This is a genomic window from Serratia sp. JKS000199 (genome assembly GCF_900215455.1).
GTDB lineage: Bacteria > Pseudomonadota > Gammaproteobacteria > Enterobacterales > Enterobacteriaceae > Serratia > Serratia ureilytica.
Genome location: NZ_LT907843.1, coordinates 1,915,557 through 1,929,356, shown reverse-complemented (window position 1 = coordinate 1,929,356; position 13,800 = coordinate 1,915,557). Strand labels below are relative to the sequence as shown.

Annotated in this window: 12 protein-coding genes and 1 pseudogene; 5 read left to right on the top strand and 8 right to left on the bottom strand. The window is 58.6% G+C overall.

The features are described 5' to 3' along the window. Position 1: 1 nt before the first annotated feature. The gene (locus tag CPH57_RS24330) at positions 2-196 is read left to right on the top strand and encodes a hypothetical protein (protein WP_127897184.1); all 195 of its coding nucleotides are present in this window, start codon (positions 2-4) and stop codon (positions 194-196) included. Here the strand turns inward: CPH57_RS24330 and ydgH are convergent. Beyond that, a complete protein-coding gene (ydgH, locus tag CPH57_RS09255) occupies positions 189-1,139 on the bottom strand; it encodes a DUF1471 family protein YdgH (RefSeq protein ID WP_025302966.1) in 951 nt (316 codons plus the stop codon). The genes CPH57_RS24330 and ydgH overlap by 8 nt on opposite strands. Before the next feature lie 537 nt (positions 1,140-1,676). Between ydgH and pntA the strand changes: the two genes are divergently transcribed. After that, positions 1,677-3,206 carry a Re/Si-specific NAD(P)(+) transhydrogenase subunit alpha gene (gene pntA, locus CPH57_RS09250; protein WP_033643207.1) on the top strand — a complete coding sequence of 510 codons (1,530 nt, stop codon included), beginning with the start codon at positions 1,677-1,679 and terminating at the stop codon, positions 3,204-3,206. Between the two features lie 10 nt (positions 3,207-3,216). Next, a complete protein-coding gene (gene pntB / locus CPH57_RS09245) occupies positions 3,217-4,611 on the top strand; it encodes a Re/Si-specific NAD(P)(+) transhydrogenase subunit beta (protein ID WP_025159771.1) in 1,395 nt (464 codons plus the stop codon). 61 nt (positions 4,612-4,672) lie between these two features. Here the strand turns inward: pntB and uspE are convergent, their stop codons facing one another. The 7 genes and pseudogenes from uspE to CPH57_RS24830 all read right to left on the bottom strand — a co-directional run. Next, positions 4,673-5,635, bottom strand: coding sequence for a universal stress protein UspE (gene uspE, locus CPH57_RS09240; protein WP_004938281.1), 963 nt, complete (start codon positions 5,633-5,635; stop codon positions 4,673-4,675). 126 nt (positions 5,636-5,761) lie between these two features. Beyond that, positions 5,762-6,526 (bottom strand): FNR family transcription factor, encoded by a 765-nt coding sequence (locus CPH57_RS09235; protein WP_004938278.1) that lies wholly within the window; start codon positions 6,524-6,526, stop codon positions 5,762-5,764. Between the two features lie 280 nt (positions 6,527-6,806). After that, entirely contained in the window at positions 6,807-7,331 is a 525-nt protein-coding gene (ogt, locus tag CPH57_RS09230; RefSeq protein ID WP_004938274.1) for a methylated-DNA--[protein]-cysteine S-methyltransferase, read from the bottom strand. Between the two features lie 219 nt (positions 7,332-7,550). After that, complete coding sequence (locus CPH57_RS09225) at positions 7,551-7,862, bottom strand: hypothetical protein (RefSeq protein ID WP_033643206.1); 312 nt, start codon at positions 7,860-7,862, stop codon at positions 7,551-7,553. Between the two features lie 306 nt (positions 7,863-8,168). Next, entirely contained in the window at positions 8,169-9,023 is an 855-nt protein-coding gene (locus CPH57_RS09220) for a tagatose bisphosphate family class II aldolase (protein WP_033650298.1), read from the bottom strand. Between the two features lie 9 nt (positions 9,024-9,032). Then, positions 9,033-10,199, bottom strand: a complete 1,167-nt coding sequence (locus CPH57_RS09215; protein WP_046687120.1) for an SIS domain-containing protein — start codon at positions 10,197-10,199, stop codon at positions 9,033-9,035. Positions 10,200-10,225: 26 nt separating this feature from the next. Then, a pseudogene (locus CPH57_RS24830) lies at positions 10,226-10,377 on the bottom strand (DeoR family transcriptional regulator); the annotation flags it as partial. 798 nt (positions 10,378-11,175) lie between these two features. Here CPH57_RS24830 and CPH57_RS09205 point away from each other — a divergent pair. Together CPH57_RS09205 and CPH57_RS09200 are read left to right on the top strand one after the other, a co-directional pair. Then, positions 11,176-12,897 carry a lysophospholipid acyltransferase family protein gene (locus CPH57_RS09205; protein ID WP_033643203.1) on the top strand — a complete coding sequence of 574 codons (1,722 nt, stop codon included), beginning with the start codon at positions 11,176-11,178 and terminating at the stop codon, positions 12,895-12,897. Positions 12,898-12,998: 101 nt separating this feature from the next. Beyond that, on the top strand, positions 12,999-13,781 hold the full coding sequence (locus CPH57_RS09200; protein ID WP_042784616.1) for an N-formylglutamate amidohydrolase: 783 nt from the start codon (positions 12,999-13,001) through the stop codon (positions 13,779-13,781). Positions 13,782-13,800: the final 19 nt, after the last annotated feature.

Here is a 13,800-nt window from a genome sequence, read left to right as displayed (position 1 = left end):
TGTGTTAACAACCATTGCGCTAATAGACAATAGCCCTAAAAATTGGCGCAAATTCTACGGAGGGATGATTAGAGATGCAATGATTGAATATGCGGAATTTACAAAAAACTATTCAACGAGCGGCGAAAAGAGCGGCAATAAAAACGGGCAGCTCAAGGGCTGCCCGATGGTAAACCGAAAAGCGGGTTTTATTTGAACAGATCGGCGCTGACGGTCAGGTTGCCGCCGCTCTTGTTCTGCCACTGGCGAGTGACGTGGTAGTACTTGGCGCCTTTCTCGGCCGCGCGTTTCGCCACTTCGGTGGACACGTCGGTCATGCTGTTGAAGTGGCCGGTGAAGGTGACGGAATCGAATGGCACCATCTGCGCGGCGGTCACGTTGTTCACTTCCTGAATCTTGGTGCCGTTAGGCAGCGTGACGGTATAGCGTTGGCCGGTAGAGGACTGGGTTTCGAAGAAACGGCCCACTTCGCGGCTTGGTGAACCGGAAGACGCGACGCCAGGAATTTCGACTTTCGCGGCTGCGGCGCCGCCGGCGGCCAGCGCAGCGCGGCCGGCGTCAGAATCGGCTGGGATGGCGTCCGGGCTCTGCACGCGGCGTTTCGGCGCATCGGCCTTATAGATGTAGGCGGTGACGAACTGGTTGCCGCCGGAGTTGGCGTCAACCTGGCGCACGATGAAGAATGAGGCGGCGCCTTTTTTCTGCGCTTCTTTGGAGATGGCGTCGTTAATGTCCGGCTGGCTGCGGTAGAAACCGCTGACGCTCACGGTATCGTAAGGCTCCAGCAGGTAGGCTTCCTCTTTAGGCAGTTCATTCACGCCGTTAAATACGCGGTATTTTGGTGTTTTGCTCACTTCTGGCGCATCTTTATGATAGAGGTCTGCGGTGACGCGCCAGTTGCCGCCGTTGTTGCTGTTGTTGCTGTCCTGGATATAGAAGGAATCGGCACCCAGTTTGTCTGCACGGCGGGATACGGCGTCGACGGCTTCATTGATCGCATTGAAGCGGCCGGTAATCGTGATGCGATCAAACGGCTTCAGCGCCGCTGCTTTCTCAGGAGTTAACTCTTGCGCCGCATGAGCGGACAGCGCGGTGAGTGATAACAAGGCTGACGCGATGATCGTGGTCTTCAGCTTCATAAAAAATCCTTTCGCCTAGCGCATTAACGTTTATAACGTACTGAACTGTTTAAGTGTAATTCAGCCGTCGATTATTACATGTAATTCTGAAAACTGTCTCAGCATTTTATGTTATCCCGTGCGACAAATCCTTGACGGTGACGCGGGTCGCACGGATGGCGCCGCCGCCATAAGTTTCCATAATAAAGGCTTTGGTGTCATTAGTGTTAATTATTCACAAAATGATAACTTTTATGCTTATCCGCCCCGCATGGCGATAAATCGTTACGCCGGGCGCAAACCTCTAACCATGCAGAATGTGCTGTTCTGTATGCATTTTTTCACTGTAAATTGCGATTTGTCATATCGCGCCCGGCGTTTTTATGTAAAAACAGGGCTGAATGCGTAAGCAATTATGGATCATCGACCTTATTTTCAGTAGGTTATAGTTGGCGTCTGAAATCAGTGCGGGCAAGTTGACGCCTCGCTCGCCGATGGCGCCGTTCTATGGGCAGGAAAATAATAAACATCATCCAAGACAGGTGAGAAGGGAACATTATGCGTATTGGTGTACCAAGAGAGCGGTTGGCCAATGAAGCCCGGGTCGCAGCCACGCCGAAAACGGTGGAACAACTGCTGAAGCTGGGTTTTACCGTCGCGATTGAACGCGGGGCGGGCAAACTGGCCAGTTTTGACGACGTCGCCTACGAAGCCGCCGGCGCGGCGCTGGTCGACGAAAACGACGTGTGGCAGTCGGATCTGATCCTGAAAGTCAACGCGCCGCAAGACGACGAGATCGCCTTGATGCGCGAAGGCAGCACGCTGGTCAGCTTTATCTGGCCGGCGCAAAACCCCGAGCTGATGGCCAAGCTGGCGGCGCGCAACGTCACCGCGCTGGCGATGGACTCGGTGCCGCGCATCTCGCGCGCCCAGTCGATGGATGCGCTGAGCTCGATGGCCAACATCGCCGGCTACCGCGCCATCGTCGAGGCGGCGCATGAGTTCGGCCGCTTCTTCACCGGCCAGATCACCGCCGCCGGCAAAGTGCCGCCGGCCAAGGTGATGATCATCGGCGCCGGCGTGGCCGGCCTGGCGGCGATCGGCGCTGCGGGCAGCCTCGGCGCCATCGTGCGCGCCTTCGACACCCGCCCGGAAGTGAAAGAGCAGGTGCAGAGCATGGGCGCGGAATTCCTCGAGCTGGATTTTGAAGAGGAAGCGGGCAGCGGCGACGGTTACGCCAAAGTGATGTCCGAAGCCTTTATCAAGGCAGAGATGGCGCTGTTCGCCGCACAGGCGGCGGAGGTTGACATCATCGTCACCACCGCGCTGATCCCGGGTAAACCGGCGCCGAAGCTGATCACCAAAGAGATGGTGGCGTCGATGAAGCCGGGCAGCGTGATCGTCGATCTGGCGGCGCAAACTGGCGGCAACTGCGAACTGACCGTGGCCGACACCATTACCGTGACCGACAACGGCGTGAAAATCATCGGCTATACCGATCTGCCGAGCCGCTTGCCGACACAATCTTCGCAGCTGTACGGTACCAACCTGGTCAACCTGCTGAAGCTGCTGTCGAAAGAGAAGAACGGCGAGATCGATATCGATTTCGACGATACGGTGATCCGCGGCGTTACCGTGGTGCGCAGCGGTGAAATCACCTGGCCGGCGCCGCCGATCCAGGTTTCCGCCCAGCCGAAAGCGGCGCCCGCCGCCGCACCGGTCGCCAAACCTGAAGCCAAGCCGACCTCGCCGTGGCTGAAGTACGGCCTGATGGCTCTGGCGATCCTGCTGTTCGGCTGGCTGGCGGACGCAGCCCCGAAAGAGTTCCTGTCGCACTTTACCGTGTTCGCGCTGGCCTGCGTGGTCGGGTACTACGTGGTCTGGAACGTCAGCCATGCGCTGCATACCCCGTTGATGTCGGTCACCAACGCGATCTCAGGGATTATCGTGGTCGGTGCGCTGCTGCAAATTGGCCACGGCGGCTGGGTGAGTTTCCTCTCCTTTATCGCCGTGCTGATCGCCAGCATCAATATTTTCGGTGGGTTCACCGTCACTCAGCGCATGCTGAAGATGTTCCGCAAGAACTAAGGGGTAACAAATGTCTGGAGGATTGGTTACAGCTGCATACATTGTTGCCGCTATTTTGTTTATTTTCAGCCTGGCGGGCCTGTCGCGTCATGAAACGTCGAAGCAGGGCAACCTGTTCGGCGTCGCCGGCATGGCGATAGCGCTGATCGCGACCATTCTGGGGCCGGATTCCGGCAACGTCGGCTGGATCATCATCGCCATGATCATCGGCGGCTCGATCGGCGTCTATCTGGCGAAGAAGGTCGAGATGACCGAAATGCCGGAGCTGGTGGCGGTGCTGCACAGCTTCGTTGGCCTGGCCGCGGTGCTGGTCGGTTTCAACAGCTATCTGGATCACGGTGCGCCGATGGAACCGGTGATGGCGAATATCCATCTGACCGAAGTGTTCCTCGGCATCTTTATCGGTGCGGTGACCTTCACCGGGTCGATCGTCGCCTTCGGCAAACTGCGCGGCATCATTTCTTCCAAGCCGTTGATGCTGCCGAATCGCCACAAGCTGAACCTGGCGGCGCTGGTGATCTCGTTCCTGCTGCTGGTGGCGTTCGTGCGCACCGACAGCGTGGGCTGGCAGGTGGTGACGCTGCTGCTGATGACGGCGATCGCGCTGGCGTTCGGCTGGCATCTGGTCGCCTCGATCGGCGGCGCCGACATGCCGGTGGTGGTGTCGATGCTCAACTCCTACTCGGGGTGGGCGGCGGCCGCGGCGGGCTTCATGCTGAGCAACGATCTGCTGATCGTCACCGGCGCGCTGGTGGGCTCTTCGGGGGCGATCCTGTCTTACATCATGTGCAAGGCGATGAACCGCTCGTTTATCAGCGTGATCGCCGGCGGTTTCGGCAGCGACGGTTCATCCACCGGCGATGCCGAAGAGATGGGCGAATACCGTGAAACCACGGCGGAAGAGGTGGCCGAGCAGTTGAAAAACTCCACCTCGGTGATCATCACCCCGGGCTACGGCATGGCGGTGGCGCAGGCGCAGTATCCGGTGGCGGAAATCACCGAAAAACTGCGGGCGCGCGGCGTGAAGGTGCGCTTCGGCATTCACCCGGTCGCGGGGCGCTTGCCGGGCCACATGAACGTGCTGCTGGCAGAGGCGAAGGTGCCGTACGACGTGGTGCTGGAGATGGATGAAATCAACGACGATTTCCCGGATACCGACACCGTGCTGGTGATCGGCGCCAACGATACGGTGAACCCGGCGGCGCTGGAAGATCCGCGCAGCCCGATCGCCGGCATGCCGGTATTGGAAGTGTGGAAAGCGCAGAACGTGATCGCGTTCAAACGGTCGATGAACACCGGCTACGCCGGCGTGCAGAACCCGCTGTTCTTCAAGGAGAACACCCAAATGCTGTTTGGCGACGCCAAAGACAGCGTGGAAGCGATTTTGCGGGCGTTGCAGAAGTAAAATTGGGCAACCAAAGAAAAACGGGCCGCTTTTCAGCGGCCCGTTTCTTTATGCGCGAAGCTTAATCTTCGTCGTCGTGTTCATCGTCTTCATCCGCCTCGATCGGGCAGTTGAAGTTTTCCGGTTTAATCACCAGCAGGTCGCATTTCAGATGATCGATCACATGTTCCGCCGTGTTGCCGATAAAGGCGGCTGAAATGCCGGTGCGGCCCAGGGTGCCCAGCACCACCACGCCGGCCTGCAGGTGTTCGGCCAAATCGGGGATCACCTCTTCCGGCAGGCCTTTTTCCACGTGGGTGAACTCTTCCTTAATGCAGAATTTTTGCCGCAGCGCCTTCATGGCGATCAGATGCTGGCCGCGAATGGCGTCGTTGTAGACGCTCGGGTCGAAGTCGGGCAATTCGATGGCGATGTTGATCGGGGTAACGGGATAGGCGCCGACCAGGTGAACCTCGGTCTGGTTGACGTTTTGCGCCAGTTCGACGGTTTCTTGCACCAGTTTGATATTGAGCGGGTCGTGATAGGGTTCTTCGCTGGCCAGATTGACCGCCACCAGCGCCTTGCCGCCTTCCGGCCAGGGCTGGTCTTTCACCATCCACACCGGGCAAGGGCATTTGCGCAGCAGGTGCCAGTCGGTGGGGGTAAAGATCACCGACTCCAACCGGTCGTGTTGGTGCGCCATTTTCAGCAGCAGGTCATGTTGGCCGGAAAGCACTTCCTGAATGATGGCTTCGAAGGGGCGGTTATGCCAGACCACTTTGATTTCGATCGGCACGCCGTCGTTGAGATAGAAGCGGCACTGCTCGTTGATCCAGGCGGCGCGTTGGCTGATCACACCTTGCCGCATCGCCGTTCTTTCATCCGGGGAGAGCAGGGTCGTCATTTCGTAAGAGAAGTCATAGATGGGCAGGAAGGCCTTGATGCGCCCGCCGTTCCGTTTTACCAGGTACACGGCGCGGCGCAATGCCGGCTGATCGTCCTGATTGGGGTCAATAGCCACCAGAAGATTCTGATACTTCGCCATAGGGCCTCCTTACAGCTGAAATCAACAGTCTGTTAATTTACAGAGTAACCCAACATTGAAAAACAGAACAACAACAGAAGCGTGCCGGATCAACAATTTCGGGGAAATGGTGATCCGGCAGGAGAATCAGGCGTTGACGGTCACGTTGATACGCGGCGTACCGGCCAGCACCGACAGGGCGTCGGCGTTTTCGATGGTGATGTATTTGCCTTTCACGCTGAGGATTTCGCTTTTCTGGAAGCGGCCCAGCAGCCGGCTGATGGTTTCCACCGTCAGGCCGAGATAGTTGCCGATATCGCCGCGGGTCATGGTCAAACGGAACTCGCGCGGAGAGAAACCGCGCTCCGCAAAGCGGCGCGACAGGTTGTAAACGAACGCCGCCAGGCGCTCTTCGGCGTTTTTCTTCGACAACAGCAGGATCATGTCCTGGTCGCCTTTGATCTCGCCGCTCATCAACCGCATGATCTGCTGACGCAGGTTTGGCATTTTGCCGGACAGATCGTCGAGGGTCTCGAACGGAATTTCGCACACCATCGAGGTTTCCAGCGCCTGGGCGAAGCTTGGGTGCTTCAGGCCACCGATGGCGTCAAAGCCCACCAGGTCACCCGCCAGGTGGAAGCCGGTGATCTGCTCGTCGCCTTGCTCGGTGATGGTGTAGCTCTTGATGGTCCCGGAACGGATCGCGTACAGCGATTTCAGCTCGTCGCCGGCCTTGAACAGGGTCTGGCCTTTCTGAATAGGCTTTTTCCTCTCGATAATGTTGTCGAGCTGATCCAGCTCGTGGGCATTAAGGGTGAAAGGAATGCACAGCTGGCTGATGCTGCAGTCCTGGCAATGGATCGCACAACCACCAGACTGGATACGACGAATCACGCGTTTTTCCGGGATCATAGATTACGCTCATTCAATAATTGATATGAGTCAATTTTAACATCTTTTGCCGCAGCTGATAAGGGTAGCATTAGTCTGAATAGGGGCATTGTGTGCGAATTTTACGCACACATGCCGCCGATTATTCTGTAGGGGACTGAAGTTATGAGTATTATTTGTGACTTATGCGTTTTATTCACACAAGTTATTCATAGGGCCCAGCGGCCTGCGAGCGTGGCGTTGAGCAATGGGCTTTATTAAGCGTCGCCAAACAATGGCGCCGGATAATCGCCTGGCGCGGCTACAGCAGGCTTTTAGGCAGGTAGCCTTCGTGCTGCAGCAGCCATTGTTTGCGCTGTACGCCGCCGGCATAGCCGGTCAGTGCGCCTTGCGAACCGATCACTCGGTGGCAGGGCACGACGATGCTGATCGGATTTGAACCGTTGGCCATGCCGACTGCGCGCGAGGCGGTCGGACGGCCGATGCGTTGCGCGAGCTGGCCGTAGGTCAGGATCTCGCCGCAGGGGATTTGGCGCAGCTGTTGCCAGACGGTGCGTTGGAACTCGGTGCCGGCGGTCATCACCGGCAACCGATCGATAATGCTCAGTTCACCGGCGAAATAGCGCTGCATGGCGTCGGTCAGCCCGCTGGGATCGCGCTGTTCGCGCAGGGTGAACCGATCGGCGCGGTAGTGGGTATTCAGCAGCTTCATCAGGCGCGCTTCGTGATCGGTCCAGTCAATCGCCCGCAGGCGCCCCTGTTCATCGGCAATCAGCACCAGTTCTCCCACCGGCGTGGCGGTACGATCAATCAAAAAAGTCTGCATCTGGATCACTCCTCGGTTTGGTAGGGCGATTATCGCATGAAACGCAAGGGAGCGATGGCGGATTTCGGACATGCTGATGGGCGACCGCAGGGTCGCCCGAATAGCCGGCTTACGGTAAGTCGGGGAGTTATTGTGTGATAAATTTATAAAATAAATTTATAAGTCATCAAGACAAGTTGTGTCTTGTTTATTATTTCAGCAGGCAGTAACGCTTTGTGGTTACTTATAGCTGATGGTCACGCGTTTTAAATGGGGATCGTTATTCACCATCTCACTGCTGACGGCGGAAACTAATTCTTTTGGCATCGCTTTTAACGAAGAGGATATATACCCGTTCTGATATTCCGTCACTTTACCGAAGCAGCTGGAGATAAGCTTTTCATCCTGATGTTTGACGGTGCATGCAGGCGTGGTAATGGCGCCGGTGAAGCGGACGACGCCAGAGGCGACCTGGCTGCCGGAAAGCGGTTTTGCTTGCAGAGCGAAGGGCAGAATGACCAATGCGCTTAATACGGCTAAGTAATGGTTCATACGCTGTTCCTTTCAGAGTAAAAACACTGCCAATTAAAAAACAAGCGCGCTTGTTTTCATCAAATAAGCTATTTCGCTTGGCGAAATAAAAACGAATGGGCAAAAATCCTACTGCCTGCATTCAATGAATTTGATAATAGAGAGGTAGGATGAGTAAAACCATGATTTGGATCATAGTGAAGACCGGTTAATGGTTTCAGGCGCGGGCGGGATAACAGGCTGTGATCGTTCTCTCAGGAAAGCGGAAAATGGCGGGATGTTTTCGCCCCCGTGGTGCAGCCACTGAAACCGGGGGCGGGCGTGGGGTTACAGCATGCCGCTGCTGCCGCAGATGCGGATCTTTTCCGCCACCACTTCTTTCATCGCCAGCTTGCCGGGGACGATGTATTTGCGCGGATCGTTGGCATCCGGGTGCTGTGAAAAGTAGCTTTTTACCGCATCGGCGAAGGCGATTTTCAATTCGGTGGCGACGTTGACCTTGCAAACGCCGAGCGAGATCGCGCGCTTGACCATTGCTTCCGGAATGCCGGAGGCGCCATGCAGCACCAACGGCACGTCCACCTGTTCGCGGATCAGCGCCAGGCGTTCGAAGTCCAGCTTCGGTTCGCCGTGATACAGGCCGTGGGCGGAACCGATCGCCACCGCCAGCGAATCGATGCCGGTGGCGGCGACAAACTCGCGTGCCGCCACCGGGTCGGTATAGAAGCTGTCCGCCGTATCGACGATCAGATCGTCCTCTTGCCCGCCCAGGCGGCCCAGCTCCGCCTCCACGCTGGCGCCGTAGCGATGGCACAGGGCCACTGCGGCGGCCACCTTGGCGATATTCTGCTCGAACGGCAAATGGGAGCCGTCGATCATGACCGAGCGGATGCCGCTTTTCACCTTGTGCTCGATGTCATCGAGCTCTTCGTGATGATCCAGATGCAGCGCCAGCGGCAGATCGTAGCGGTGCGCGGCCGCCTGACAGATACCGATCAGGTAGTCGGTGCCGGCATAGCTGAAGGTGCCGGGCGTGCCGGCCATGATCACCGGCGAGCGCAGCTCGGCGGCGGTCTCCGCCACCACCTGCACGGTTTCCAGATTGTGAACGTTAAACGCCGGAACGGCGTAACCCTGGCGCTGCGCCTTGAGCAGCATGTCTCGGTTGGCTATCAGATACATGGGATCTCCTTACTGCACGGGGGAAGGAAAACGGTAAATCGTCACGCCTTTCACCACCCGGTTAACCTCGCCGGTCGGGCAGGGGTTATCCGGGGTCAGCCCCAGCGCCAGCGAACTCTCGAAGGCCAGCATCTGGGTGAACAGCAGATACGGGAACAGCAGCCAGATATCGTCTGCCGCATCGTGCATATGCAGCAGGGTATCGGCGAGGGGTTGGCGCCCGCCGGTCAATCCGACCAGCTGCATCGCCTGCCCATCGCGCTGCAGCTCGTTCCACAGATCGCGGTCATACTGGCGGGCGTAGTCGTCGCGCGAGAACATCAACACCACCAGCGTCTGGCCGTCGACCATGAATTTCGGACCATGACGCAGGCCGAGCGGCGAGTCGTAGCGCGTAACGATGCGCCCGGCGGTCAGCTCCAGCATCTTGAGCGAGGCCTCTTCGGCAAGGCCGGTAAAGCAGCTGCCGCCAAGGGTGATGTAGCGGCGGAAACCGCCGGCGGCCAGCGCCTTCACCTGCGGCGGCAACGTTTCTCGCAGAGCGCGGCAGCGCTGCACCATGGCGTGCAGCGGCGCCTGGGCGGCCTCGAGCGACAGGGGGCCGAGCAGCAGCGCGGCGCTCAGCATCATGCAGCTGAAGCTGGAGGTCATGGCGAAGCTTTGATCGTTAGAACCTTGCGGCATCACCAGCGAACAGACATTGTCGCGCCGATGCGCATACTGCGCCAGCTTGCTGTCCGGGTTGCACACCAGCATCAGGTGGTAGCTTTCCGGCAGCAGTTGGTCGGCCAGCTCCACCGTCGCCACGCTCTCCGGGCTGTTGCCTGAGCGGGCGAAGGAGACCAGCAGCGTCGGCCGCTCAGGGTCGAGATACTGCAGCGGGTTGGCGACGATATCGGTGGTGCCGTAGGCCACCACGTCGCGGCCGGTGCGTTCGCGCAGCCAGGGGGCCAGGGCGCGGCCGGCGAACGCCGAGCTGCCGGCGCCGCACAGCACGATCTGCAGGCGCGGATTGGCCAGCAGCGGCGCCAGAAACGGCTGCCATTGCGCCTGTTTATCCTGCAGCTGCCGGTGCAGCGCCGCCCACAGATCCGGCTGTTGCCAAATTTCTGCGGCGGTGTGCCAGGCGTTGCGCTGCTTCAGCCAATTCGCCTCGTAAGAGAAATACGCGTTCATGATGACAGCTCCTTAAAAAGCCTCGGTTAACGGTCGGCGATAATCACGTCGATCCCTAAAGGGTGTAGCGCCTGCAGACAGTGTTCCGGAATGCGGCTGTCGGTGACCAGGCGGTGGATCTGGCCGATGTCGCGATCGTGCAAAAACTTGTGCGGCCGAATTTGCTGGCGTCGGCGAGGGTGTGTTTGACGTCGCGATTGATGTGGATGGTGACGCTGGAGACCGAAAGCAGCTGGCTGAGCGGTTCCACGCGCGACGCGCCTTCGCGGCACAGCGGGTCGATAATTAATTCCCGGCGTTTTGCGGTAGTGATCATTAACGCAGACTCCTGATTTACCTGTAGCCGTGCCCGACCGCGGCTTAATAAGCCGCAGCGATACCGACCGGAGCGCTTTCAGTTGTTCGTGGCGAATTACAGCAAACGAAACACTGAAATGCAATCGATTAATTTTAAAATATCTATATCTATCAGTTGGTTATATTTGATTTTGCTTTCGTTTGAGCGCCAACCGAAAGCAGCGTCAACGCAAAGTGAAAACGGCAAATTCGTTATTTTTCAGTCGACAATTCCCGGCATTTAATTATTCAGTCCGTCGAGGCCGAAAGCCGCAGCGATAATTCGGCAGCCGCCGGGCTTTCACTGTTTTTTTATGCCGGCGCGTGTAATAGCGCCGCATTGCAGCGGGTGAGGGTGAACGACAGCGGCCATGCGTTTCCCTCCGGCGATCCGTTCGTGGCCCATCCCGGCGAGGATCTGCAGCCGATAGCGCCTGCGTGAGGCGGTGAACCGCCGCATTGAAGCGTTGCTGGCGCCGATGTGAGGGGAAGTGGGGGCGAAAATGCGTCTTTCGCTCCCAAATCGCCATTACTTTGCTATACCTGATAGTCGATGGATTCATTTTATTGTCATGTGACTGACATGTCAGAGTCATGGCTCTGGCTTAAGTTTGCAGCGACTACGTCAGGAGATAACGCGATGTTCAGCCTGGATTCTCTGTTGCAAGATGCATTTCCACACCGCAATACCCCTGCCTGGCAGCGCAGCCTGCTAAGAACCCTTCTCTTCGAAAAAGAATTCAAACAGTTCGCCGCCGACTATCCCCACCTGAAAGGGCTCGATCTGATCGAGCAGGTGGTGGACTACTTTAACCTCAGCTGCGAGCTGGTGGACGGCGATCTGGAAAACATCCCCAGCCAGGGGCCGGTGGTGCTCGTGGCCAATCACCCGATCGGCTCGCTCGACGGACTGGTGCTGTTGCGCGCCGTCGCGGCGGTGCGTCCGGATGTGAAAGTGGTGGCCAGCCAACTGCTGACTTACATCGAACCGCTGCGCAACCTGTTCGTGCCGGTGGATAACGTCGCTTATAAAACCAGCCGCAAACAGATAGAAGGCATGCAGCAGCAGCTGGACAATCAGGGCGCGCTGATCCTGTTCCCGGCCGGCGAAGTGTCGCGCATGAGCCCGAAAGGCATCCGCGACGGCCACTGGCATACCGGTTTTCTGCGTCTGGCCGCCAAGGCGCGCGCGCCGATCGTGCCGATTCATATCAGCGCGCGCAACAGCAACCTGTTCTACTTTACCTCGCTGGTCTATCGTCCGCTGTCGACGCTGCTGCTGGTGCGTGAAATGTTCCAGCAGCGGGGCGGGCGCATCAGGATCCGCATCGGCGGCCGCGTGCCGTTCGCCAACTGGCACGATGGCCACACCAGCGCCAAGGATCTGGCGGAGCGCTTTCGCCGCCACGTGTATCGCCTGGGCCAGGGCAAACCGGGGCTGTTCGCCAGCGAATCGCCGATCGCGTTGCCGGAAGAGCGTCTGGAGCTGAAAAAGGCGCTGGCGAACTGCGAAAGACTGGGGGTGACACCGGACGGCAAAACCATCTATCTCTATCGCCGTCACGATGAAGCGCGCACGCCGATCCTGCGCGAGCTGGGGCGCCTGCGCGAGATCGCTTTCCGCGCGGTGGGGGAAGGATCCGGCCGCCGCCGCGATCTGGACAGCTACGACGACGATTATTATCACCTGGTGCTGTGGGATGAAGAGGAGCTGGAGATCGTCGGCGCCTATCGTTTTATCCCCACCGCCGAACAAATCGCGCGTAAGGGCCTGGAGAGCATCTACAGCAACAGCCTGTTCCACTATGACCGCGATATGGAACCGATCCTGGCGCAGGGCATCGAACTGGGGCGCAGCTTCATTCAGCCGGCCTATTGGGGCAAGCGCGGGCTGGATTATTTGTGGCTGGGCATCGGCGCCTATCTGTCGAAATACCCGCAGTATCGCTATCTGTTCGGCCCGGTATCCATTTCCGGCGGCATGCCGCTGGCGGCGCGGGATCTGTTGATCGCCTTCTATCGACTCTATTTCTCGCCGGACCACGCCTTCGCGCAGTCGCGTCGTCCTTATCCGGCGTCGTTGCCGCAGGTGCTGGCGCAGTTTGCCGGGGATAACTACCAGGAAGATCTGGTGCGGCTGAAGAGCCTGCTCAGCAACATCGGCTGCTCGATCCCGACGCTGTACAAACAGTACACCGAGCTGTGCGAACCGGGCGGGGTGCAGTTTATCGACTTTGGCACCGATCCGGCCTTCAACAACTGCATCGACGGCCTGGTGCTGGTGGATACCTCGCGGCTCAAGCCGTCGCGTTATCAACGTTATATTGCGGTGCATCAGCCGCAGGAAGCCGAGACGGCATGATCGGCGTCTGACTCATGCCTTTTTGATCTAAGTACGACCTTGGGGCCGGCGACGGGATAGCGCTACGATAAACGTTTTGCTTTCCACCGCCGGAGCCTTTCATGCCTCATTCGTTTATCCCGCCGTTATTGTCCGCCGATGAACCGCCCGCCGCCGCCGTTGAAACCCCGCGCGGCAAAGCGCCATTTTTGCTGCTGTGCGATCACGCCGGCAAGGCGATACCGCAATCCCTCGGGGATCTCGGCTTACCGCCGGGGGAGATCGAGCGCCACATCGGCTGGGATATCGGCGCGCTGGGCGTATCGCGCCATCTGAGCCGCCAACTGGACGCCACGCTGATTCATCAGCGTTACTCACGGTTGGTGATCGACTGCAACCGGGCGCCCGGCATCGCCAGCTCGATCCCGCATTTGTCTGAACTGACGCCGATCCCCGGCAATATCGGCATCGACGCCGAACACGCGCTGGCGCGTGAGCGCGAGGTATTTTTGCCGTATCACCACGCCATCGACGAGCATCTGGGGCAACGCCAACTGCGCGAACTGCCGACGGCGGTGATCGCCATGCACAGCTTCACGCCGGTGTTCAAGGGGCAATCGCGCCCCTGGCAGGTGGGGCTGCTGTTTAACCGCTACCCGGAATTTGCGCTGCTGTTGGCTGAACTGCTGCGTGAAGAGGGGGATCTGCAGGTGGGTATTAACGAACCTTATGCGATGACGGACGCCACCGATTACACGTTGCCGGTGCACGCGGAGCGCCGCGGTTTGCCTTACGTCGGCATCGAAATTCGCCAGGATTTGGTCGCTGACGAACGCGGGCAACAGGCATGGGCGAAACGTTTCGCGCGCCTGCTGCCGCAGGCCTGGCAACGCTGGCAAATTTGACTTTAGGAATATTCCCAGA

Excerpts from the sequence above, each read along its gene's own strand:
- CPH57_RS09200 (WP_042784616.1), top strand. The coding sequence starts at position 12,999 with ATGCCTCATTCGTTTATCCCGCCGTTATTGTCCGCCGATGAACCGCCC.
- ydgH (WP_025302966.1), bottom strand. The coding sequence starts at position 1,139 with ATGAAGCTGAAGACCACGATCATCGCGTCAGCCTTGTTATCACTCACC.
- pntA (WP_033643207.1), top strand. The coding sequence starts at position 1,677 with ATGCGTATTGGTGTACCAAGAGAGCGGTTGGCCAATGAAGCCCGGGTC.
- uspE (WP_004938281.1), bottom strand. The coding sequence starts at position 5,635 with ATGGCGAAGTATCAGAATCTTCTGGTGGCTATTGACCCCAATCAGGAC.
- CPH57_RS09235 (WP_004938278.1), bottom strand. The coding sequence starts at position 6,526 with ATGATCCCGGAAAAACGCGTGATTCGTCGTATCCAGTCTGGTGGTTGT.
- CPH57_RS09225 (WP_033643206.1), bottom strand. The coding sequence starts at position 7,862 with ATGAACCATTACTTAGCCGTATTAAGCGCATTGGTCATTCTGCCCTTC.
- pntB (WP_025159771.1), top strand. The coding sequence starts at position 3,217 with ATGTCTGGAGGATTGGTTACAGCTGCATACATTGTTGCCGCTATTTTG.
- CPH57_RS09220 (WP_033650298.1), bottom strand. The coding sequence starts at position 9,023 with ATGTATCTGATAGCCAACCGAGACATGCTGCTCAAGGCGCAGCGCCAG.
- ogt (WP_004938274.1), bottom strand. The coding sequence starts at position 7,331 with ATGCAGACTTTTTTGATTGATCGTACCGCCACGCCGGTGGGAGAACTG.
- CPH57_RS09215 (WP_046687120.1), bottom strand. The coding sequence starts at position 10,199 with ATGAACGCGTATTTCTCTTACGAGGCGAATTGGCTGAAGCAGCGCAAC.
- CPH57_RS09205 (WP_033643203.1), top strand. The coding sequence starts at position 11,176 with ATGTTCAGCCTGGATTCTCTGTTGCAAGATGCATTTCCACACCGCAAT.